The organism is Thiobacillus thioparus DSM 505 (assembly GCF_000373385.1).
Taxonomy (GTDB): domain Bacteria; phylum Pseudomonadota; class Gammaproteobacteria; order Burkholderiales; family Thiobacillaceae; genus Thiobacillus; species Thiobacillus thioparus.
Genome location: NZ_KB891316.1, coordinates 631,127 through 653,852, shown reverse-complemented (window position 1 = coordinate 653,852; position 22,726 = coordinate 631,127). Strand labels below are relative to the sequence as shown.

Sequence of the window (22,726 nt, the reverse complement as noted above, 5' to 3'; positions counted from 1 at the left end):
CCATTTTAACGAATGTCTCCACTCTTGCTGGTTACTTTGTGCGTGAGCGCGCTGTATGGCTGGATTGCCTGGCGCCTGCAACGCACGCCGTCCGCTCCGTCCGTTCGCGTGCTGACGCCGCTGGCCTTGCTGGCGCACGGTGCGTTGATCTTCAATTCGGCGCTGGGGCAGGGCGACATCCGGCTGGGATTCGGCAACTCCCTGTCGACGATCCTATGGCTGACCGCGCTGACGTACTGGCTGGCCAGCCAGGGCGCTCCGCTGGCGCGTCTGCAGTCGTGGGTCAGCGGCCTGGCGGCGCTATCCGTGCTGCTCATGGCGGTTTTTACCGAGACCCACGCCATTCCCGATTCGCAGGCACTGACCCTGCGCGCGCATCTGGTGGTGTCTTTCCTTGCCTATGGCTTACTGGCGGTGGCCGCCTTGCATGCGGTGATGATGACCATGTTGGAAAAACAACTGCATCGCGGCGCGTTCCTTCAGGGTGGAGCACCGCCTTTGCTGACGCTGGAAGCGATGCTGTTCAAAACTATCGGTGTGGGGTTTGCACTGTTGACCCTGGCGGTATTCAGCGGGGTATTTTTTTCGGAGGAACTGTTCGGTACGCCGCTGCAGTTTACCCACAAGATCGTGTTCGCCATTCTGTCCTGGCTGGTTTTCGGGGGGCTGCTCCTCGGAAGGCATTTCCGCGGCTGGCGTGGGCGTACGGCGCTGGTCTGGACGATTACCGGGTTCACCCTGCTGTTGCTGGCCTATCTGGGTACCCAGTTTGTGCTCGAAGTGATACTCAGGCGTTGAGGCAATTCTGATTGGACAGTATTTCCACCAGTACGCTCTTTGCGGCACTTGCTGTCCTGCTGCTGACTTCGGCATTTTTTTCCGCGTCCGAAACCGCGATGATGGCGATCAACCGCTATCGCCTGCGTCATGCCGCCGAATCCGGCGTGCGGGGGGCGATGCGTGCGCAGGCACTGCTGGACAGGACCGACAAGCTGCTGGGCGTGATCCTGCTCGGCAACAATCTGGTTAATTCCGCCTCGGCTACGTTGTCGGCCGTGCTGGCCATTCGCCTGTTTGGCTCGGGTGAAGTCGTGCTGTTCGTGGCGACGCTGCTGCTCACTTTTCTGATTCTGGTGTTCAGCGAAGTCACGCCCAAGGTGGTGGGCGCCGCCTTCCCCGAACGCGTCGCCTACCCGGCGACGCTGCTACTGGCGCCGCTGCTGAAGCTGGCCTATCCGGTAGTGTGGTTCGTGAACCTGTTTGTACAGGGTATTTTGCGGCTGCTGCGGATCAAGCCTCCCGAGCATGGGCAGGGCAATAGCCTGGGACTGGAAGAGCTGCGCACCATCGTGCTGGAGTCGTCGGGGCGGCTGCCGCGCGAACACCACCGGATTCTGATGAATCTGCTGGAACTGGAGGACATCACGGTCGATGACGTGATGACGCCACGCAGCCAGATCGAATCGATCGATATCGAAGATGATCCCGAACGGATGCGGCAGCAGATTTCCACCAGCCATCATACTCGACTGGTGGTGCATGCCGGCTCGTCCGACAATCTGCTGGGGGTGCTCCACGTGCGCCGGGTGTTGCACGCGCTGACTGGCGAGGAGCTGGATACGGAGACATTGAAAGCCAATCTCGAAACACCCTACTTTGTCCCGGCAGGCACGCCGCTGTTTACCCAGTTGCGTAATTTCCAGTCCAGCCGGCGGCGGCTGGCACTGGTGGTCGATGAATACGGCGAACTTCAGGGCCTGGTGACACTGGAAGATCTGCTGGAGGAAATGGTCGGCGAATTCACCACGCAGGCGCCGTCGGATACGGGGTACCTGCGACGCGAGGAAGATGGCAACTGGCTGGTCGAGGGCAGCGTCCTGCTGCGCCATCTGAACCGCAAGCTGGGCCTGTCGCTGCCACTGGACGGCCCGAAGACGCTGAATGGCCTGCTGCTCGAGCAATTCGAGGACATCCCCGAGGCGGGTGTGAGTATCAAGCTGGGAGACGTACCGGTGGAAATCGTGCAGACGCAGGATCGCGCGGTCAAGATGGCACGTATCTATCTGCCGGCAGCTGAGAAAGCCCTGCCCGAAAACGCCTCAATTTAGTCGAAAAATCGCCGTTAAGGCCTGTGATTCCCTGTGTCTGTCCCCTCCGGGCAGGCGAAGGGACGATAATTTGACGCTGGACTTGTCTGGAATCGAGCTATGGCAGCTGTGACAAACACCAACAATTTAACCGGACTGGCGCGTGCCATGGTCAATCATGGCTGGCTGTCCGAGGACGACGCTGAGGGCGTCTGGAAACGCGCCAGCCAATCGGGCGATTCGTTCGTGACCGAATTGATCAAAGGGCGGCGGTTCAAGTCGGATCAGGTTGCCGAGTTTGCGGCTGCCTCGTTCGGCTTCCCCTATCTGGATCTGAATGCCATGGATCATGAGAGCTTGCCGCAAGGGCTGCTCGATCCGAAGTTGGTGCAGAAACGGCGGGTACTCGCCTTGTATCAGCGGGGCAACAAGCTGTATGTGGCGACGTCCGACCCCACGCATCTCCAGGCGCTGGACGAGGTGAAATTCCAGACCGGGCAGGCGGTGGAACCGGTGGTGGTGGAGGACGACAAGCTCGGCAAGCTCATCGAGAAGATGGGCGAAGCGAACGACAACACGATGGCTGTGTTGAACGCCGAAGACCTCAATCTGGATTTCCTCGACGAAGAAAGCGCAGCGGCTGCGCAACAGGACACCGGCGGCATCGAAATCGACGATGCACCGGTGGTGCGCTATCTGCAAAAGATCATGCTCGATGCCATCAACATCGGCGCATCCGACATTCACTTCGAACCGTACGAGAAGTTTTATCGCATTCGTTACCGCCGGGACGGCATCCTGTCCGAAATCGCCCAGCCGCCGATGGCAATCAAGGACAAGGTCGCTTCGCGCATCAAGGTGTTGTCGCGACTGGATATTTCCGAAAAACGCGTGCCACAGGACGGCCGCATGAAAATGGTGCTGTCGAAGAACCGCGCCATCGATTTCCGGGTCAGCACCTTGCCCACGCTGTATGGCGAAAAGATCGTCATGCGTATTCTCGATCCCACCAGCGCGCAGCTGGGGATCGAGGCACTGGGCTATGAGCCGTGGCAGAAGGAACTGCTTCTGAATGCGGTGCAACGTCCCTACGGCATGGTGCTGGTGACGGGGCCGACCGGTTCCGGGAAGACTGTGTCGCTCTATACCTGCCTCAACATCCTCAACAAGCCCGACGTCAACATTTCCACGGCGGAAGACCCGGCGGAAATCCAGTTGCCCGGGATCAACCAGGTCAACGTCAACGACAAGGCCGGGCTGACGTTCTCGGCGGCGCTGAAATCCTTCCTGCGGCAGGATCCCGACGTCATCATGGTCGGCGAAATCCGCGACCTGGAAACCGCCGACATCGCCATTAAGGCCGCGCAAACCGGCCATATGGTGATGTCTACGCTGCATACCAACGATGCGCCCGGCACCCTGACCCGCTTGCTGAACATGGGGGTGGCGCCTTTCAACGTGGCTTCCTCGGTGATCCTGATTACCGCACAACGCCTGGGGCGGAAGTTGTGCGGCTGCAAGCAACCGGCCGATATTCCACAGGAAGCGTTGTTGGCGGCAGGCTTTACCGAGGAACAGCTTGATGGAAGCTGGAGGCCTTATAAACCCGTGGGGTGCGATATCTGCGGTGGCACCGGCTACAAGGGGCGCGTAGGCATCTACCAGGTCATGCCGATCACCGATGAGATGACCCGCATCATCCTCAAGGGCGGCAACGAGTCCGACATCGCCGACCAGGCGCGGCGCGAAGGCGTGCTCGACCTGCGGCAGGCAGGTCTGTTGAAAGTCAAATCCGGGCTCACCTCGCTGGAAGAGGTCGAGGCCGTTACCAATCTCTAAGGAATTCCCTCTATGGCTACAGCGGCAAAAGCAGTCAAGGACGCCACCTTCCTGTGGGAAGGGATGGACAAGCGCGGCAAGAAGGTCAAGGGACAGATGCAGGCCGGCGGCGAAGCCGTGGTCAATTCGCAGTTGCGCAAGCAGGGCATCACTGTCACCAAGGTCAAGAAGCAAAGTGCCCTGTTCAGTGGCGCCAAGAAAATCACGGACAAGGATGTCACGCTGTTCACCCGCCAGCTGGCCACCATGATGAAGGCAGGCGTGCCCTTGCTGCAGTCCTTCGAAATCGTGGCGCGCGGGCATTCCAATCCCTCGATGCAGCGACTGCTGATGGAAATCAAGGCGGACATCGAAAAGGGCAGCAGCCTGACGCAGGCATTCGGACGCCATCCGCTGTATTTCGACGCATTGTTCTGCAACCTGGTCGGCGCCGGTGAGGCGGCCGGTATTCTCGAAGGCGTGCTCGATCGTCTCGCGGTCTACAAGGAAAAAATCCTTGCCATCAAGAGCAAAATCAAATCGGCTCTGTTCTACCCGGTCTCGATCATCGTGGTGGCGTTCGTCATCACTGCCATCATCATGATTTTCGTGATCCCCGCGTTCAAGGAGCTGTTCAGCAGCTTTGGTGCGGATCTGCCAGGGCCGACTTTAGTAGTCATGGCGATATCGGATTACTTCGTCAAATGGTGGTGGGCGATCTTCGGAGTGATCGGCGGAGGGTTGTATGCCTTCTTCCAGGCGTGGAGACGCTCGCGCAAAGTACAGATGTTCATGGACCGCCTCGTGCTCAAGCTCCCGATTTTCGGTCCGGTGATCGAGAAGGCCACCATCGCGCGCTGGACGCGCACGCTGGCGACCATGTTTGCGGCTGGCGTGCCGCTGGTCGAGGCGCTGGAATCGGTGGGTGGCGCATCGGGCAATCAGGTGTTTGTCGAGGCAACCAACAAGATCCGCGGCGAAGTCGCGACCGGCACGGCGCTGACCGCGGCGATGCAGAACTCGGGGCGTTTTCCCAACATGGTGCTGCAGATGGCTGCCATCGGCGAGGAATCCGGTTCGCTCGATTCCATGCTGGGCAAGGTGGCCGATTTCTACGAGGCCGAAGTCGACGACGCCGTCGAGGCACTGTCCAGCCTGATGGAGCCCATCATCATGGTGGTGCTCGGCACGCTCATCGGCGGCATGGTGATCGCGATGTACCTGCCGATCTTCAAAATGGGCTCGGTTGTCTGATGGATCTGCTGCACGCAGAACCAGCCCTCTTCACCGGGCTGGTTTTTTTATTCGGCCTGCTGGTGGGCAGTTTTCTGAACGTCGTCATCCATCGGCTGCCCAAAATGATGGAAGCCGAATGGCAGGCGCAGTGCGCCGAACTGCGTGGTGAAGCCCTGGCCGAAATCCCTCGCTACAACTTGTGGCTGCCGCGCTCGGCCTGCACCCGGTGCGGACACCAGATTACTGCGCTGGAGAACATCCCGCTGCTGTCTTGGCTATGGCTGCGCGGGCGTTGCTCGGCCTGCAAAACCCCGATCAGTGCGCGCTATCCGCTGGTGGAACTGCTGACCGCACTTTTGTCGGCAGCGGTCGCCTGGAAATGGGGCGTCAGCATACAGACGGTGGGCGCATTACTTCTGGTATGGACACTGATCGCGTTGGCGTTCATCGACCTCGATACCACCTTGCTCCCCGACAGCCTCACCCTGCCGCTTGTGTGGCTGGGATTGATGTTCAACCTGAATGGGCATCAGCCTGCCGGATGCGGTGATCGGCGCCATGGTCGGTTACGGGGTGCTGTGGTCGGTGTACTGGCTGTTCAAACTGGCAACAGGCAAGGAGGGCATGGGGTTCGGCGACTTCAAGCTGCTGGCGGCCATTGGCGCCTGGCTCGGCTGGCAGATGTTGCCCGTCACGCTACTGCTATCGTCGGTGGTTGGTGCGGCCATTGGTGTGGCGATGATCGTGCTGGTGAAGCATGACCGCCGCGTGCCGATCCCGTTCGGCCCCTATTTGGCGGGCGGCGGCCTGGTGGCACTGTTCTTCGGCGCCGACCTGACGCAGGCCTACCTCGCCCAATTCTGATGTTCACCGTAGGACTCACCGGCGGGATCGGCTCGGGCAAGTCGACCGTCGCCGAGTGCTTTGCTGCCCATGGCGTACCGGTGATCGATACGGATGTCGTCGCGCGTGAGTTGACTGCGCCGGGTGGCGCAGCGCTGGCTGCGATCCATGCGGCGTTCGGTGAAACGGTGATGCAGGCAGATGGCACTCTGGATCGTGCCGCCTTGCGCCGGCGCGTATTCTCCGATGCCGCCGCGCGACACCGACTCGAAGCCATCCTGCATCCGCGTATCCGGCAGATCGTGGCACAGACGCTGGCGACGCTGACCGCACCCTATGCGCTGATCGTGATTCCCTTGCTGGTGGAAACCGGCGGCTACCGGGATGTGCTGAGTCGCGTGCTGGTGGTTGATTGTCCGGAAGATCTGCAGATCGCGCGGGTGATGGCGCGCAGCGGACTCGCGCAGGACGAGGTGGAAGCCATCCTCGCGGTGCAGGCCGGACGCGTCGAGCGCCTGGCGGCCGCGGACGATGTGATCCTCAACACGGCTTCTCCCGCGGCATTGCGTAGCCAGGTCGCGACGCTGCATCGGCGTTACCTCGCGCTTTCTACTGCGGCATCGTCTTGATTTTCCGCATGGATCGGCGACAATCGGCTGAACCAAACCAACGCGGCGCGGCGTGATCCACTACGAATACCCCCTGAGCGAACGCATCCGCACGCTATTGCGGCTGGAAGATCTGTTCGACCGTTTCGATGCCTACGCCGCATCGCCCGACCCGCACGCGCATCATGCCGCTTTGCTGACCTTGTTCGAGATGGCTGAAGTCGCGGCGCGTGCCGACCTCAAATCCGATCTGCTGCAGGAGCTGGACCGGCAGAAGGCAGTGCTGACCGCGCTGCGCGGCAATCCGCATGTGCAGGATGCCACGCTGGAACAGGTGCTGGCTGCGATCGAGGCGGCCCATCAGGGCATCTACCAGCTGCCCGGGAAAGTGGGCCATCACCTGCGCGAAGACGAGTGGCTGATGGCCATCAAGCAGCGCGCAGCCATTCCGGGCGGCATGTGCGAATTCGATCTGCCCTCCTATCATTACTGGCTGCACCAGGCGGCGGATGCGCGCGTGAGTCAATTGCACAAGTGGCTGGCGCCGTTCTCGTCGATTCGCGCCGCAGTCGAAATCGTGCTCGGTTTGCTGCGCGACAGCGGGCAGCCCGACCTGCAGCACGCGAACAACGGCAGCTACCAGCGCATGCTCGAATCGCGTAATCCGCAGCTGATCCGGGTCACCCTGGTCGACGACCTGCCTTGCGTACCCGAAATTTCGGCCAACAAGTACATGCTCAATATCCGCTTCGTACACGCGGGGTCGGGCGCGCAGCGAACCTGTACCGGCCAGTCGATCGATTTCGACCTGACCTTCTGTACCCTGTGAAACCCAGCAACAAGCCTCCGGTCGTGACCTGCCCGACCTGCGGCGCGGCCGTTCCGTGGACGGTGGAAAGCAAGTGGAAGCCGTTCTGCAGCGAGCGCTGCAAGATGATCGATCTGGGCCAGTGGGCCACCGAGAAATATCGCGTGCCGGCCGAAGAGCAGGAACCCGACGACGAGTCCCCGCAGCCGCAGTAGCGATTACTTCGTGTAGGTCTTGACGCCGCTGGGCGTGCCGAGCAGCAGCACGTCCGCGCCACGTCGGGCGAACAGGCCGTTGGTGACCACGCCGACAATGTGATCGATAGCGGTTTCCAGCGACACCGGATCGACGATCGACATCCCGTGCACGTCAAGAATGATGTTGCCGTTGTCGGTGGTGAAGCCTTCGCGCAGCCGGGGTTGCCCGCCCAGTTTCACCAGTTCGCGCGCCACGTAGGAGCGGGCCATCGGAATGACTTCGACTGGCAGCGGAAACTTGCCGAGCACTCCGACCAGCTTGCTTTCGTCGGCGATGCAGATGAACTGCTTGCTGCACGCTGCGACAATTTTTTCCCGCGTCAGCGCGCCGCCGCCGCCCTTGACCATGGCGAAGTGTTCGGTGATTTCGTCGGCGCCGTCGACGTAGATTTCAAGTTCGCCCACGCTGTTGAGATCCAGTACCTGGATGCCATGGCTTTTCAGGCGGGCGGCGGTGGCTTCCGAACTGGCGACGGCGCCGTCGATGCGGCTTTTCACATCAGCCAGCGCGTCGATGAAATAGTTGGCGGTCGAGCCGGTGCCTACCCCGATGATGCCGCCCTTGGCATAATCCACCGCAGCACGTGCCACGGCTTGCTTCATTTCGTCTTGAGTCATGATGTTTTCGTCGATTTCGATGCAGCCCGCTAAGATAGCGGCATCGCCCTTTTTTTACAAACCTCGCATCCGCTGCCGCCATGAGCCAACCTGACGATTACCTCGAACGCATCCTCACCTCGCGCGTGTACGACGTGGCGATCGAGTCGCCGCTCGACGTGGCCCACAATCTGTCGCGCCGTCTCGGCAACGGGATCCTGTTGAAGCGCGAGGACCTACAGCCAGTGTTCTCCTTCAAGTGCCGCGGTGCCTACAACAAGATGGCCAAGCTGACAGCGGCGCAGCTGGCGCGGGGCGTAGTCGCCGCGTCAGCGGGCAATCACGCGCAGGGCGTGGCACTGGCGGCGCAGAAATTGGGGGCGACCGCTATCATCGTGATGCCGGTGACCACGCCGAAGATCAAGGTCGATGCGGTGGCGGCGCGCGGCGCGCAGGTCATCCTGCATGGCGACAACTACGACGAGGCCGGTGCACACGCGACCCAGCTCGCCAAGGAGTCCAAGGCGACCTTCGTTCACCCTTACGATGATCCCGATGTGATCGCCGGGCAGGGTACTGTGGCAATGGAACTGCTGCGCCAGCATCCGGGCCCGATCCACTCGGTCTACATCCCGGTCGGCGGCGGCGGGCTGATCGCCGGCATGGCGGCCTATATCAAACGCCTGCGCCCGGAAATCAAGATTGTCGGCGTCGAGCCCGAAGACGCCGACGCGATGGCACGCTCGTTGTGCAAGGGCGAACGCATCACGCTGCCGCGCGTGGGCATTTTCGCCGACGGTGTGGCGGTGAAGAAAGTGGGCAAGGAAACCTTCCGGCTGGCACAGCTCTATGTGGACGAGATCATTCGGGTCAACAACGACGCCATCTGTGCGGCGATCAAGGACGTGTTCGAGGACACGCGCTCGATCCTGGAGCCGGCCGGTGCGCTGTCGATTGCCGGAATGAAGGCCGCGATCGCAGCCGACAGGCTCAAAGGGAAGACGCTGGTCGCGGTAGCCAGCGGGGCCAACATGAACTTCGACCGCCTGCGTTATATCGCCGAGCGCGCCGAGCTGGGCGAGAAGCGCGAGGCCGTGCTGGCCGTGACCATCCCGGAGACACCGGGCAGCTTCAAGACTTTTTGCGGGCTGCTGGGCGCGCGCAACATCACCGAGTTCAATTACCGTTATTCCGACCCCAAGATCGCGCGAGTATTTGTCGGCCTGTCGGTGCCGGGGGCGGGCGAAAGCGCGCGTGTGGTCGATCTCTTGCAGCGTCATGGGCTGGAAGCGCTCGACCTGACCGACAACGAAATGGCCAAGCTGCATATCCGTCATCTGGTCGGCGGGCGGGCGCCCGAAGCAGTGAACGAAGTGCTGTACCGCTTCGAATTCCCGGAACGCCCCGGCGCATTGATGCAATTCCTGCAGAGCATGAGCCGCGGCTGGAACATCAGCCTGTTCCACTACCGCAACCACGGCGCCGACTATGGCCGTGTGCTGGTCGGCATCCAGGTGCCAGAAAAGGAAAAACCTCGTTTCCAGAAGTTTCTGGATGAACTGGGCTACCGCTACTGGGACGAATCCCGTAATCCGGCCTACACGCTGTTCCTGGCTTGACGCAGACAAGCTCAGGCTCAAGCTCAGGCTTCAGACGCGGTTGCATCGAGGCGGGCATTCCGGAAATCGAGCGGTGCCGCGTTGAACGACGCGCGCAGCAGCGCGCTCGCAATGTCCGCGGCGACGAATGGGCGCGGTGTTTGATAGGGCGGGTTTTGCCCGGCAAATGCCGGAAGACAGCATGTTACCCTCGCATAATGCTTCGGATAATCACGCTTTTTCTGCTGGGTATTTTGGCCATGCCCACGTGGGCGGCAGCGGGCGACGCTGCCGTGAAACAGGCGCAACAAGCATATGCCGCGCGCAAGCTGGCGGATCTGGAACGTGCCGCGCGCAACGTCCCCGACGACCATGTGTTGGCCCCCTATGTCGAATACTGGCGCCTGATGCTGGCGAGCCGCACCGACGATGGCCGCATCGCCGATTTTCTGGCACGTTATCCCGGTAGCCGTCTGGCCGAATCCCTGCGTACCGACTGGCTGAAATCGCTCGGCGCGCGTGAAGCCTGGCCGGCGTACCTGGCCGAGTACCCCCGCCTCGTCAAACCCGATGCAGCGCTTCAATGCTATGCCTACCGTGCGGAATGGGCGCTGGGCAATCGCAGCCATGAGCGCGAGGCGATTTCATTGTGGTTTACCGGGCGCGACATGCCGACGGTCTGTACGCCCCTGTTCACGCAGTTGATGGCGGCCGGACTGATGGGCCCGGAAGATGTCTGGCGCCGTTTCCGTCTGGCGCTGGAAGCGGGCAATCTCAATGTGGCCAGGGTGGTGTCGAGCGCCCTGCCCGAAGCGCAACGCCCGAACGCCACGTTGCTGGACCTGGCTGCCCGCGATCCGGTACGCGTATTGAACGCGGGCGCCCTCGATCTGGCCCGTCGCGGCGACCGCGAAATCGCGCTCTACGCACTCGACCAGTTGGCCCGGCGCGACTCCGCCCTGGCGGAACAGGCATTGCGCAAATGGGCGCCGCAGTTCAATCCGGTGGAATTGCGCACGGCCTGGGCACGACTCGCCACCTGGGCCGCGCGCCGCCACGAATCGCTCGCGCTGGACTGGTTCCAGCAGGCCGGGAGCGTGGCGGTGAACGACGCCCAGCGTGAATGGTGGGCACGCGCAGCGCTTCGCGTGGGCGACTGGAAAACCGTTCAGCAGGCGATCGACAGCATGGGGGAGGCTGCCCGCGCGCAGCCCGTATGGCGCTACTGGCGCGCGCGGGCCCTGCAGGCAAGCGGCCAGCACGTTGCCGCCAAGGCCGTTTTTTTGGCCTTGGCGCACGACCACGATTACTACAGCCAACTTGCCCAGGAAGAACTCGGGCCAGTCATGCAGGCGGCGCCTGCCGTCAACATCAAGACAGGCGGCAGCGACGTGGCCGAGATCGCCCGTCAGCCGGGGATTGCCCGTGCCGTGGCCCTTTACGAACTCGGCCTGCGCACCGATGCCACCCAGGAATGGAACTGGACGGTCCGAGGTTTTTCCGATACGCAGTTACTGGCGGCGGCCGAGCTCGCCCGACGCATGGAATGGTATGACAGCGCCATCAACACGGCCGAGCGCACCCGAGAACTGCACGATTTCGAGTTACGCTTTCTGGCGCCCTACCGCGAGCAAGCGCATCAAGCCGCACGCGAAAACGACATCGACGAGGCGTGGGTGTATGGCCTCATGCGGCAGGAAAGCCGTTTCGTCAATGTCGCGCGCTCGAGCGTCGGCGCTGCCGGCCTGATGCAGATCATGCCGGCCACGGCGCGCTGGATCGCGAAGCGCCTCGGCATCCGGCGCTTCCAGGTGGACGAGATGCGCGATCCTGCCAGGAACATCCAGTTTGGCGCGTATTACCTGAAACACGTGCTGTCCACGCTGGACGGTTCGCCAGTACTGGCTACCGCTGCCTACAATGCAGGCCCGGGGCGTGCGCAGCGCTGGCGCAGCACGCAACCGATGGAAGCTGCGATCTACATCGAGTCGATCCCGTTTGCCGAAACGCGCGACTACGTGAAGAAAGTGATGAGCAACGCCATGTATTATGCAGTGCGTTTCGGCCAGCCCTCGGTGCTGCTGAAAGAGCGACTGGGCCTGGTTCCGCCGCGCGAGACGCCGGTCGCTCCGACACCCGATCCGGACACGTCGCTGCAAGTCGAACGGCCGGACGAGTAGTCCGGACGTTTCATAAATCCTGCGCGATCATCGCGGGAGTTTATGAAACTTCCGAGCTAAAATCAGCATCGTCTTATATACATGAACGAGCATCAATATGAAGATTCAACGTATCTGCATCCTCGGCGGCTCCGGTTTTGTCGGTACCCAGCTCGTCAGCCAGCTCGCCGCGCGCGGCCTCCAGGTCCGCGTGCTTTCCCATCGCCGCGAAATGGCCAAGGAACTGATCCTGCTGCCCACGGTGGACGTGATCGAGGCCGACGTGCACGACCAACAGGAACTCATCCAGCATTTCCGCGGCATGGATGCCGTCATCAATCTGGTCGGCATCCTGCACGAAGACAAGGTTGGTCGCGTCGACCTGCCCAGTGCGCGCCGCGGCGATTTCCAGAAGGTCCATGTTGAACTGCCACGCAAGGTCATTCATGCCTGCGGCGAATCCGGTGTGCATCGCCTGCTGCACATGAGCGCGCTCGGTGCCGATCCCAACTCGCGTTCGGCCTACCAGCGCTCCAAGGGCATTGCCGAGGCGCTGGTGCGGGAAGCCGCCATGCGCCACAGCGAGCATGAGAACTGGTACCTCAACGGCCCCAAATTCATTCATGGCTACGGCCTCAACGTCACCATCTTCCGTCCGTCGGTGATATTCGGCCGTGGCGATTCCTTCCTGTCGATGTTCGCCCGGCTGCTCAAAAGCTTCCCGGTACTGCCGCTCGCCGCGTCCGGCAGCCGCTTTGCACCGGTGCATGTCGACGATGTCGCCCGCGCCTTTGCCGACAGCCTCGACAACACCGCCACCTACGGCCAGACCTACGATCTGTGCNGGCCCAATGTGTATACCCTGCAGGAGCTGGTGAGCTACGTGGGCGATGTGATCGGGAAAAAGCGCAGCATCGTGCAGCTGGGAAAATGGATGTCATATTTCCAGGCCTGGGCGCTGGAATTCAAACCCGGCAAGAAGCTGATGACGCGCGACAACTACTACGCCCTGTGCACGGACAACGTATGTCGCGGCGGCTGGCCGTCGGTATTCGATTTCCAGCCGGCGTCGCTCGAGGCCATCGCCCCCGAATACCTGCGTGCCGATACGCCGCGCGCGCGGTACGAGGATTACCGGGAAAACGCCCACCGCTAGGAGCCGCCGCGCCGCCATGAAAACCTATATCGTTGGCGGCGCAGTGCGAGACCGGTTGCTGGGCCTGCCGGTGGCCGACCGCGATCACGTCGTCGTCGGTGCGACACCTGACGACATGGTTGCGCTGGGCTACCAGCCGGTCGGCAAGGATTTTCCCGTTTTCCTGCACCCGCAAACCCACGAGGAATATGCGCTCGCGCGCACAGAGCGCAAATCCGGACACGGTTACAAGGGCTTTACTGTCTATGCCGCACCGGAAGTTACGCTGGAAGAGGATCTGCGCCGGCGCGACCTCACCATCAATGCGATGGCAGAGGACGCGGCCGGCGCGCTGGTCGACCCCTACGGCGGCCAGCGCGACCTGGCGGCAAGGGTCTTCCGCCATGTGAGCGAAGCCTTTGCCGAAGACCCGGTGCGGATTTTGAGAGTTGCGCGCTTTGCCGCGCGCTTCAACGACTTTACCGTGGCGCCGGAAACCAACGCGCTGATGCGGCGGATGGTGGACAACGGCGAAATCGACGCGCTCGTGCCCGAGCGCGTGTGGCAGGAAATCGCACGCGGCCTGATGGAAGCGCAGCCCTCGCGCATGTTCCAGGCGCTGCGCGACTGCGGTGCGCTGGCGCGGCTGCTTCCCGAAATCGATTGCCTGTTTGGCGTGCCGCAACCGCCGCAGCACCATCCGGAAATCGATACCGGCGTTCACGTGATGCTGGTCGTCGACTGGGCGGCGCAACAGAGCATGAGCCTGCCGGTGCGTTTTGCTGCCCTGACGCACGATCTCGGCAAGGGCGTCACTCCGCCCGAACTGTGGCCGGCGCATCACGGCCACGAAGGCAAAAGCGTCGAACTGGTGCGGGCGCTCTGCGAGCGCATCCGGGTGCCGGTCGATTGCCGCGACCTCGCCGTTGCGGTGGCGCGCGACCACGGCAACGCCCATCGCGCGCTGGAATTGCGCCCCGGAACGGTGGTTGAACTGTTGGAACGGGTCGACGCCTTCCGCCGTCCCGACCGCTTCGAGGCCTTTCTGCAGGCCTGCGAATGCGATTTCCGCGGCCGACCTGGCTACGAGGACAAGCCTTTCCCCGCACCGGCTTACCTGCGGCAGGCGCTGCACGCGGCGCAGGCCGTTGACGCAGGGGCCGTGGCGCGCAGCGTCGAGCCGGCGCGCATCCGGGAAGCGATATTCGAGGCGCGGGCACGGGCGGTAGCGGCGTCGCGCAGCCAGGGCGGCGCGCACTGGGAACATTTTCCGCATCAGGCGGACGTCGGCGTGCGCGGCATCGGGCCCACCCTGGCGGCCGCATTCGAACAGACTGCGCGAGCGATGACCGCCGTGGTGACCGACCCAACCGGGGTGGCGGCGAACGAGGCGGTGGACATCCGCTGCGAGGCGCCGGACGACGAATTGCTGCTGGTCGACTGGCTGAATGCGCTGATCCTGGAGATGGCCGCGCGCCACCTGCTGTTTGGCCGCTTCGAGGTCAGCCTGGATGACCATCGGCTGCACGCCACCGCATGGGGCGAACCGGTCGACCTGGACAAGCACCAGCCGGCCGTCGAAATCAAGGGCGCCACCTATACTGAATTGAAGGTCGGGAGGAACGAATCCGGGCAGTGGTTTGCCCAGTGCGTGGTGGACGTCTGAATTTCCTAGTCGCCATGGTGGTCAACTAAGGTTTCCAGGATGAATCTTGCCCAGTTCAAGCAGGTGTCGGAGGTCGAATGGCAGATCGCCCCGTTCGGGAAGATGCGCGTTCCGGCGGTGATCTTTGCCGATCAGGCGCTGATCCGCGACATGGACGAGAAGGTCTATGAGCAGCTCACCAACGTCGCCACCCTGCCAGGCATCGTGCAGGCGGCCTATGCCATGCCTGACGCGCACTGGGGCTACGGCTTTCCGATCGGCGGGGTGGCGGCGTTCGATGCCGACGCCGGTGGCGTGGTATCCGCCGGCGGGGTGGGCTTCGACATTTCCTGTGGCGTACGCACCCTGCATACCGGGCTCAAGGCGGCAGACATTGCGCCGCTCAAGCAGCGGCTGGCCGACCGTCTGTTCGCGCACATCCCGGCCGGGGTGGGCAGCACCGGCCAGCTGCGGCTGAATGCGAACGAGATGGACGCGATGTTGCGCGGCGGCGCGCGCTGGGCGGTCGAGCATGGCTACGGCAGCGCGGCCGATCTGGATCGTATCGAGGAGCAGGGCTGCATGGCCGGCGCCGAACCCAGCAAGGTGTCGGACCAGGCCAAGCGCCGCCAGCGCGACGAGATCGGCACCCTGGGTTCCGGCAATCATTACCTCGAGCTGCAGGAAATCGTCGAGATCTACGATACGAAAGCGGCCGACCGCTTCCGCCTGCGCGTGGGCGAGGTGGTGGTCAGCATCCACTGCGGCTCGCGCGGGCTGGGACACCAGATCGGCACCGAATTCCTCAAGCAGATGGTGATCGCGGCGCCAGGTTACGGCATCGAGCTGCCCGACCGCGAGCTCGCCTGCGCGCCCATCAACGCTCCGCTGGGTCAGGCGTATCTCGGCGCCATGCGTGCGGCGATCAATTGCGCCCTGGCCAACCGTCAGGTCATCGCCCATCTCACTCGCCAGGTGTTTGCCGACCTGTTGCCGGGGACGCATCTCACCCTGATCTACGACGTGTCGCACAACACCTGCAAGCTGGAACCGCACACGGTCGACGGCCAGTCGCGCCGCCTATACGTGCACCGCAAGGGTGCGACGCGAGCCTTCGGGCCAGGCCATCCGGCGCTGCCCAACGAGCTGCGCGATATCGGCCAGCCGGTGCTGATCGGCGGCAGCATGGGCACCGCGTCCTATATTCTGGTCGGCACCGAGACGGGCATGACGCGCGCCTTCAGTTCCGCCTGCCATGGGGCCGGGCGGGCCATGAGTCGCCACCAGGCCACCCGCCAGTGGCACGGTCGCGCCCTGGTGGACGAACTCGCCAGCCAGGGCGTGCTGATCCGCAGCCCTTCGCTGCGCGGCGTCGCGGAGGAAGCACCGGGCGCCTACAAGGACGTCAGCGCCGTGGTGGAGGCGGCCGACCGCGCGGGGCTGGCGCGCAAGGTGGCCAGACTGAAACCGCTGGTGTGCATCAAGGGCTGAATGGCTACCCGGCCCGCATTGTTGGAACTACGCAGCTCCCGATACATCAAATCGAATTATCTTTATACTTTGCGCCCAGCCATGGGGACAGGCTGGACAGGTTGCCATCAACAACGGAGTGAAGCATGCCTTACAGTGAACAAACAGTGCAGTCGGTGCGTCCGTGGTCGGACAAGACGTTCAGTTTCACCCTCAGCCGTCCGCAGGACTTTTCATTCGAAAACGGTGAATTCGTCACCATCGGCTTGAAGCGCGAAGGCAAGCTGGTGGCGCGTGCGTATTCCATTGTCTCCACCGCCGACCACAACCACCTCGAGTTTCTCAGTATCCACGTGCCGGACGGCCCCCTGACCAGCCAACTGGTCCACATCCGCCCCGGCGACAGCGTGTGGGTCAACAGCAAGGCCACCGGTTCGCTCACGCTGAACCATGTATTGCCAGGGCGCGTGCTGTACATGCTCGCGACCGGCACCGGGCTGGCGCCGTTCATGAGCCTGATTCGCGACCCTGAACTCTATGCGCGCTATGGAAGCGTGGTGCTGGTGCATTCGGTGCGCACGGTGGCCGAACTGGCTTATCGTGCCGAAATCGAGGCCATGGACAACCCGCAGTTGTATTACGTGCCAACGGTGACGCGCGAGCCGTTTCCCACCCCCGAACGCGGCGGCGACCTGTTCCGCTCGGGCGCGTTGTCGCAGCGCCTCGGCCTGCCGGTGCCTGACCCGGAACAGGATCGTGTGATGATCTGCGGCAATCCGGCGATGACGCGCGAGCTCACGCATCATTTGAAGGACGCAGGCTGGACGTTGACCAATCATCGAGGCATCGGCAATTTCACCACTGAAGTTGCGTTTGTCGTGCATCACGAATAATCTGCCGGCTTCGCCCCTTCCCGGCATCACCGCTTCATGGAAGCACACGCCTACAGCCGCGCAGCGCTGACGCTTGCCGCGCTCGGCGTCGTCTATGGCGACATTGGTACCAGCCCGCTCTATGCCCTGAAGGAAACCCTGAGTCCGGCCCATGGCATCCCTGCCGGCCCCGAGACCGTGCTCGGGGCCGCGTCGGCAATTTTCTGGGCGTTGATGCTGGTGGTGTCCCTGAAATACGTATTGCTGGTGTTGCGTGCCGACAACCACGGCGAAGGCGGTATCATGGCCCTGCTTGCGCTGGCACGGCAAGCCGTAGCGGAGCGGCCGCGCGCATTGCGTATGGTGGCGCTGGCCGGCATGGCGGGGGCTGCACTGTTCTATGGCGATGCCGTGCTGACCCCTGCGATTTCGGTACTGTCGGCGGTCGAAGGCCTGTCGGTCGGCACCCATGTGTTCGAACCCTATGTGATGCCGCTGGCGATCGCCGTGCTCACCGGCTTGTTCATCATGCAGCAGCATGGCACGGCCAGCGTCGGCGCCTGGCTTGGCCCGGTCGCAGTACTTTGGTTTGTCGCCCTGGCAGTCGGCGGCGTATACCAGATCGCCCAGCATCCACAAGTCCTTGCCGCGCTCTCTCCGCATCATGCATGGTGGTTCGTCACCCAGCACGGCTTTGCGTCGTTCGTGGTGTTGGGGGCTGTGCTGCTGGCTTTTACTGGTGCCGAGGCGTTGTATGCCGACATGGGCCACTTCGGTCGCGCGCCGATCCGGCTGGCCTGGTATGGCCTGGTGTTTCCCGCCTTGATACTGAATTACCTGGGGCAGGGTGCGCTGCTGTCACGTGTGCCCACGGCCTTGAGCAATCCATTTTTCCTGCTGTACCCCAAATGGGCGCTCTATCCCATGGTGCTGCTGGCTACCGCCGCCACCGTGATCGCCGCCCAGGCCACGCTCACCGGCGCATTCTCGCTCACGCGCCAGGCCATCCAGCTGGGCTACCTGCCGCGCATGCAGGTGGTGCAGACGTCGTCCAAGGCATTCGGACAAATTTATATCCCAGTCGTCAACTGGTTGCTGTTCGTGCTCGTCGTGGCGGTCGTCGCCGGCTTTGGCGGGTCGAGCCACCTCGCTGCCGCGTACGGGCTGGCTGTAACCGGCACCATGCTGGTGACGACGCTGCTCACCTTTTTCGTCATTCATTACGGATGGGGGTATGGACTGTCCGGCAGCCTCGCGGCGACCGGCGTGTTCCTGCTGATCGATGCCGCATTTTTTTCATCCAGCCTGCTGAAAATCACCTAGGGTGGCTGGTTTCCGCTGATCCTGGGGAGTCTGGTGTTCATCGTCATGCGAACCTGGGTGCGCGGAAGGCGCTGTCTATTGGCCCGGGTCGGCGCGGCGGATATTCCCCTGACCGATTTCCTCGCCGGCCTCATGGCGCATCCGCCAACGCGCGTCCCGGGAACCGCGGTATTCCTCAATGCCAGCGCTCATACCGTGCCGCATGCGTTGCTGCATAACCTCAACCATAACCGGGTGCTGCACGAACGGCTGGTATTCCTTACCGTCAGGATCAAGACCGAACCGTGGGTGCCGTTCGAAGAACGCATGCAGGTCGAACCATTGGGCAACGAAGCCTATGCCGTGATCCTCACCTTCGGTTTCAAGAATCGTCCCGACGTGCCTGCTGCGCTCGAAGGTCTGAGCCCGCAATTCGGGCTGACGTTCGAGCCCATGCAGACCTCGTATTTCCTGAGCCGCGAAACCATCGTGCCCAGCCAGGAGGTCGAAAGCGGGCTGTCCCACTGGCGCGAACAGCTGTTTCGATGGCTGTCGCGTAATGCCGGCAGTGCGGTGGAATACTTCAATCTGCCTGCAAATCGGGTGATCGAACTCGGTTCGCGAGTGGAAATCTAGTCGGTCCGTCCCGTTTCAGGGGCGGGTCGGCCCCGAGGGCAGCGCTCAGTCATCGTCATGATGGCGGTGTTCGCGGCGAGATTCCCGACGCTCGTGGCGCCAGCCGTCCCATCCGCCGCGGCGGTGGCCCCAACCGCGATCATCCCAGTCACGTCGGTAATCGCGGTAATAAACCCGCTCGACCCGGTAGGGCGGCGGCAGCACGATGGTGGGGCCCGGGTAGTACGAGGTGGTCGTCCAGTAACGGGCGCCGCCAGATTCATATAGGACCCGGAATCCGTCCCGCTCGCGCGTGCCGAACGAAATAACGAAATGCGGTTCGACCGATACCACACGGCCGTAGCCATAATCGCCGCCATGGGCGAAGCTGGCGCCGGATGCGGTGAGCAGGACGGTTGCCAATAGCAGTTTGCGTAACATGATGATTCTCCTTTCAGCCTTGAGATGAACGCGTCGGTGCGTCAATCATCCCAGTTGTCATTAGGGGTTCTCCAACGCGCGTCGCTCGGATCGTCGTTCACCGAAAAATTCCCGTTGAGGGTCAGCCATTTGCCAGGGTTGTACGGCAGCTGGGTGGCGTACACGCGTCCCTGGAAGCGGTAACGCACGTCGTAGCCGCTGACCACCTGGCGGTAATCATCGTGGACCCGGCAACGCTCGACCTGACGCGGGCGCGTTTCTTCGTAGCGTGTTCCGCCGCCATTCCAGCGGTCGCCCACCACGGCGCCGGTGGCTGCGCCTACGGCGGCTGCTGCCACACGGCCGTCGCCCTTGCCGACGGTAGAACCGAGCAGGCCACCGGCGATGGCGCCGAGAATCGCACCGCCACCGCCGTTTCCTTCCCGGTAACTGCGGGTTTCGTGGCCGACGGTTTCAGTCCAGCATTCGCGGCGCGGTTCGTTGACCGTGTCGTAGATCGGCGTGCTCGAAATCACGCGAGCACGGGTGACGAAGCCATCCGCGTCATAACGGCCGGGGCCGGCGTACGCGCCGCCGCTGGTGACAAGCAAGGCAGCTACCAGGGTCGTGTTCAAAAGGCGTGTTTTCATGCTTACTCTCCTTGCTACAGTGAATTCAATGCGGGCTTATAACTCCGCAGGGGGTTCAGCGACGACCGCGGGTACGGTTGTCCTCTTCAAATTGTTGCTGCTGGCGACGTTCATAGCCGTAGCCATAACCTTGGGGCTCGTCGCCGCGGTCGCGCCTGACATCGCGCCGCGTGTCGCGTCGCTCGTCCCGGCGACCATCGCGCACATCCTGCCGAGCCTCGTCGGCGCGGTCGCGCTTGGCCACGATGATCACGCCATCCATGAAATTCGGTGCTGCCTGAACCGGGGCGGCAATCATCAGTCCCAATCCAGCCAGCCCAACAATCCAGTTTCGTCGTGTGTTCATCGTGGTCTCCATTTCTGTGGTTGCCTGTTTCGCTTCCACGCTTCGCAGTTTGGTTGAGGAAAGTAAGCGCACTGTTTCACGCAGGGGTGATTTTGTAACAGTGTGTAACCGGCGGATAGCGTGCCGTCCCTGCTGATATATTTGCCACATGGAAAAAGACAGTATTTATGTGACCGACGACGACCCGGGCATCCGCGAACTGGTGGCGGAATACCTGACAAGCCAGGGCTATCAAGTTGAAACGGCAGAAGACGCAGTCGCGCTCGATCGCCTGCTGGCTACCCGTTTGCCGGATCTTCTGGTGCTCGACTGGATGATGCCGGGCGAGGATGGCCTGTCGGTCGCGCGACGCTTGCGGGCGCAACCGGGCTTTCCACCCATCATCATGTTGTCGGCCAGGGGCGAGGATATCGACCGCATCATCGGCCTCGAGGTCGGCGCCGACGATTACCTGCCCAAGCCGTTCAATCCGCGCGAATTGCTGGCCCGTATTCGTGCGGTGCTGCGGCGGCAAGGCGGTGCTGCAGCAGCGGCAGTGGCGGAAACTGCCCGGCTCGTGCATTTCGGCCCGTTCAGCGTCAATCTCGACGCCCGCACCCTCAGCCGCGATGCCGTCGAAATCTCACTGACCAGCGGCGAATACGAATTGTTGGAAATCTTCGTCACCCATGCCAATCGAGCGTTGTCGCGCGACTGGCTGATGGATCAGCTGCGCGGTTTCGAGCGCGACCCGTTCGACCGAAGTATCGACGTGCGTGTGAATCGCCTGCGCAAGAAGATCGAGGACGATCCGGCTAACCCAGCCTATATTCGTACCCAGCGCGGGCAGGGTTACCTGTTCGTGCCGCAGGGCAAGGGGTGATTCCATTTCAAAGCCGGAAATCCCTTTGTCGGCCGCACCTCGCCGTACTGTTTGTACTGTCTTCGGCTTGCCTCCGCGATCTTTCCGGTTAGGAAATGGAATAGATCGGCAATGAAATCCATGGGCCGCTCCTTGTTCGCACGCACCGCGCTGACGCTGGCGCTGGCGTTTGTCGTGTTTCAGGCAGCTGCGTTCTGGGTGGTGTACCGCACCTTGATCGTGCCGGTGGCGGAGCGCTCGGCCGACGATCTGGCCGGCCTGATCGTGTTGTCGGCACAAACCTGGGTTGAACTACCGCCGCAGACGCGCGCGGCGTTCGAGCGCGAACTGGCGCGCCGCCACGGGCTGCGCCTGACCACAGTGAACATCGGCGCGACGGCGGACGCGCCGCATTTCGCCTTCCGCACCCAGATCGAGGCTGCGCTGAGCCGGCGCGTAGGCGACGACGTGGTCTTGCGCGGCGTACCTGGAACCGAGGCGGCCTGGCTGGATATTCCAGTGGGTGGCCATGATCTGCATGTCGGCTTCTTTCCGCGCCGTTACGCCGTCAAGCCGCCGCTGGCAGCCATCGCGGTCGTCGCCCTGGGCACGTTTCTCAGTCTGCTGACTGCCTTGTTCCTGGTGCGTCGCATTACCGTGCCGCTGGCGCGTGCAGCGCGGGCGGCCAGCCAGGTCGGGGCGGGTGAGTTGCCTGAACCCTTGCCTGAAACCGGGCCTGCCGAACTCGCCGAACTCGCCCGTCGCTTCAACACCATGGCGGGCGAGGTGCGTGCCCTGCTGGATAACCGCACTACCCTGCTGGCAGGCATTTCGCATGACCTGCGTACGCCCATGACGCGGCTGCAGCTCAACCTGGAAATGTTGCGCGATACCCCCAGCCCGGCACGCATCGACCGCGCAGTGGCCGATCTGGCCGACATGAACAAGCTGATTGCGGGGTATCTGGAACTGGCGCGCACCACCCAGGCGGAAAACCGGGTGCGTTTCGACCTCGCTGCCCTGCTGGAAGAGGTCGCGGCCGATGCGAACCTGGCGTGGCCGGGCGCGGCACCGTGCATGATCGAGGCCAGCCATCTGGCCGTGCGGCAAATCGTGTCGAATCTGATCCAGAACGCGCAGCGTTACGGCAGCATGCCGGTCGAACTGGTGCTGGAATGCACCGGGAATCTGGCGCGCGTCGTCGTGCGCGATGCCGGCACCGGCATTCCGGACGATCAGCTTGAGAAAGTGTTCAGGCCGTTCTATCGGCTGGAAACGTCGCGTTCGCAGGCCACCGGAGGAACGGGCCTCGGGCTGGCGATCGTGCGGCAGCTGGCGGAAACGAACGGTTTGAAGGTGGTGTTGCGCAATCGCCCGCAAGGCGGGCTGGAGGCGATGCTGGAAATCCGCCGTTAGGCG

20 protein-coding genes and 3 pseudogenes are annotated in these 22,726 nt (G+C 62.8%); 19 read left to right on the top strand and 4 right to left on the bottom strand.

The genetic code is table 11. The annotated features are described in order from the left end of the window. Positions 1 to 12 precede the first annotated feature (12 nt). The 8 genes and pseudogenes from B058_RS0103375 (at position 13) to B058_RS0103340 (ending at position 7,615) form a co-directional block, all read left to right on the top strand. Complete coding sequence (locus tag B058_RS0103375) at positions 13 to 798, top strand: cytochrome C assembly family protein (RefSeq protein ID WP_040723251.1); 786 nt, start codon at positions 13 to 15, stop codon at positions 796 to 798. An 11-nt stretch (positions 799 to 809) separates the two neighbouring features. Continuing rightward, positions 810 to 2,108, top strand: coding sequence for an HlyC/CorC family transporter (locus tag B058_RS0103370; RefSeq protein WP_018507065.1), 1,299 nt, complete (start codon positions 810 to 812; stop codon positions 2,106 to 2,108). Between the two features lie 99 nt (positions 2,109 to 2,207). Beyond that, positions 2,208 to 3,926, top strand: a complete 1,719-nt coding sequence (gene pilB, locus B058_RS0103365; protein ID WP_018507064.1) for a type IV-A pilus assembly ATPase PilB — start codon at positions 2,208 to 2,210, stop codon at positions 3,924 to 3,926. 12 nt (positions 3,927 to 3,938) lie between these two features. Then, positions 3,939 to 5,159, top strand: a complete 1,221-nt coding sequence (locus tag B058_RS0103360; RefSeq protein ID WP_018507063.1) for a type II secretion system F family protein — start codon at positions 3,939 to 3,941, stop codon at positions 5,157 to 5,159. Continuing rightward, a pseudogene (locus tag B058_RS18450) lies at positions 5,159 to 6,005 on the top strand (prepilin peptidase). Before B058_RS0103360 ends, B058_RS18450 begins: the two are co-directional and overlap by 1 nt. Next, positions 6,005 to 6,613: a dephospho-CoA kinase gene (gene coaE / locus B058_RS0103350; protein WP_018507061.1), complete on the top strand. Its 609-nt coding sequence runs from the start codon at positions 6,005 to 6,007 to the stop codon at positions 6,611 to 6,613. The pseudogene B058_RS18450 and the gene coaE overlap by 1 nt, the downstream one beginning before the upstream one ends. Positions 6,614 to 6,665: 52 nt before the next feature. Beyond that, entirely contained in the window at positions 6,666 to 7,421 is a 756-nt protein-coding gene (gene zapD, locus B058_RS0103345) for a cell division protein ZapD (protein WP_018507060.1), read from the top strand. Continuing rightward, positions 7,418 to 7,615, top strand: a complete 198-nt coding sequence (locus tag B058_RS0103340) for a DNA gyrase inhibitor YacG (RefSeq protein WP_018507059.1) — start codon at positions 7,418 to 7,420, stop codon at positions 7,613 to 7,615. The genes zapD and B058_RS0103340 overlap by 4 nt, the downstream gene beginning before the upstream one ends. 3 nt (positions 7,616 to 7,618) lie before the next feature. Here the strand turns inward: B058_RS0103340 and rpiA are convergent, their stop codons facing one another. Then, positions 7,619 to 8,275, bottom strand: coding sequence for a ribose-5-phosphate isomerase RpiA (gene rpiA / locus B058_RS0103335; protein ID WP_026240599.1), 657 nt, complete (start codon positions 8,273 to 8,275; stop codon positions 7,619 to 7,621). Between the two features lie 80 nt (positions 8,276 to 8,355). On the opposite strand from rpiA, the gene ilvA reads away from it, so the two are divergent. From ilvA to B058_RS18495, 9 genes and pseudogenes are all read left to right on the top strand, one after another. Beyond that, entirely contained in the window at positions 8,356 to 9,873 is a 1,518-nt protein-coding gene (ilvA, locus tag B058_RS0103330) for a threonine ammonia-lyase, biosynthetic (RefSeq protein WP_018507057.1), read from the top strand. Between the two features lie 239 nt (positions 9,874 to 10,112). Then, positions 10,113 to 12,032: a transglycosylase SLT domain-containing protein gene (locus tag B058_RS0103325; protein WP_245539244.1), complete on the top strand. Its 1,920-nt coding sequence runs from the start codon at positions 10,113 to 10,115 to the stop codon at positions 12,030 to 12,032. 97 nt (positions 12,033 to 12,129) lie between these two features. Beyond that, positions 12,130 to 13,167 carry a complex I NDUFA9 subunit family protein gene (locus B058_RS0103320; RefSeq protein ID WP_018507055.1) on the top strand — a complete coding sequence of 346 codons (1,038 nt, stop codon included), beginning with the start codon at positions 12,130 to 12,132 and terminating at the stop codon, positions 13,165 to 13,167. Between the two features lie 16 nt (positions 13,168 to 13,183). Continuing rightward, positions 13,184 to 14,383 (top strand): annotated as a pseudogene (locus tag B058_RS0103315) (multifunctional CCA addition/repair protein); the annotation flags it as partial. Between the two features lie 33 nt (positions 14,384 to 14,416). Then, positions 14,417 to 14,812 (top strand): annotated as a pseudogene (locus B058_RS18260) (archease); the annotation flags it as partial. 39 nt (positions 14,813 to 14,851) lie between these two features. Further along, positions 14,852 to 16,282, top strand: a complete 1,431-nt coding sequence (locus tag B058_RS0103310) for an RtcB family protein (RefSeq protein WP_018507053.1) — start codon at positions 14,852 to 14,854, stop codon at positions 16,280 to 16,282. A 125-nt stretch (positions 16,283 to 16,407) separates the two neighbouring features. After that, entirely contained in the window at positions 16,408 to 17,154 is a 747-nt protein-coding gene (locus tag B058_RS0103305; RefSeq protein ID WP_018507052.1) for a ferredoxin--NADP reductase, read from the top strand. Between the two features lie 36 nt (positions 17,155 to 17,190). Further along, positions 17,191 to 18,456 (top strand): KUP/HAK/KT family potassium transporter, encoded by a 1,266-nt coding sequence (locus B058_RS16350; protein ID WP_018507051.1) that lies wholly within the window; start codon positions 17,191 to 17,193, stop codon positions 18,454 to 18,456. Positions 18,457 to 18,489: 33 nt separating this feature from the next. Beyond that, positions 18,490 to 19,071: a KUP/HAK/KT family potassium transporter gene (locus tag B058_RS18495; RefSeq protein WP_081616714.1), complete on the top strand. Its 582-nt coding sequence runs from the start codon at positions 18,490 to 18,492 to the stop codon at positions 19,069 to 19,071. A gap of 45 nt (positions 19,072 to 19,116) precedes the next feature. On the opposite strand, the gene B058_RS0103295 is transcribed toward B058_RS18495, so the two are convergent. From B058_RS0103295 to B058_RS0103285, 3 genes are read right to left on the bottom strand one after another with little or no spacing between them, the layout of a single operon-like run. Continuing rightward, positions 19,117 to 19,491, bottom strand: coding sequence for a hypothetical protein (locus tag B058_RS0103295; RefSeq protein WP_018507049.1), 375 nt, complete (start codon positions 19,489 to 19,491; stop codon positions 19,117 to 19,119). 41 nt (positions 19,492 to 19,532) lie between these two features. Then, a complete protein-coding gene (locus B058_RS0103290; RefSeq protein ID WP_018507048.1) occupies positions 19,533 to 20,120 on the bottom strand; it encodes a glycine zipper 2TM domain-containing protein in 588 nt (195 codons plus the stop codon). A gap of 55 nt (positions 20,121 to 20,175) precedes the next feature. Beyond that, complete coding sequence (locus tag B058_RS0103285; protein WP_040723434.1) at positions 20,176 to 20,466, bottom strand: hypothetical protein; 291 nt, start codon at positions 20,464 to 20,466, stop codon at positions 20,176 to 20,178. A 148-nt stretch (positions 20,467 to 20,614) separates the two neighbouring features. Between B058_RS0103285 and B058_RS0103280 the strand changes: the two genes are divergently transcribed. Continuing rightward, positions 20,615 to 21,328 carry a response regulator gene (locus B058_RS0103280; RefSeq protein WP_018507046.1) on the top strand — a complete coding sequence of 238 codons (714 nt, stop codon included), beginning with the start codon at positions 20,615 to 20,617 and terminating at the stop codon, positions 21,326 to 21,328. Between the two features lie 111 nt (positions 21,329 to 21,439). Next, the gene (locus B058_RS0103275) at positions 21,440 to 22,723 is read left to right on the top strand and encodes an ATP-binding protein (RefSeq protein ID WP_018507045.1); all 1,284 of its coding nucleotides are present in this window, start codon (positions 21,440 to 21,442) and stop codon (positions 22,721 to 22,723) included. Positions 22,724 to 22,726: the final 3 nt, after the last annotated feature.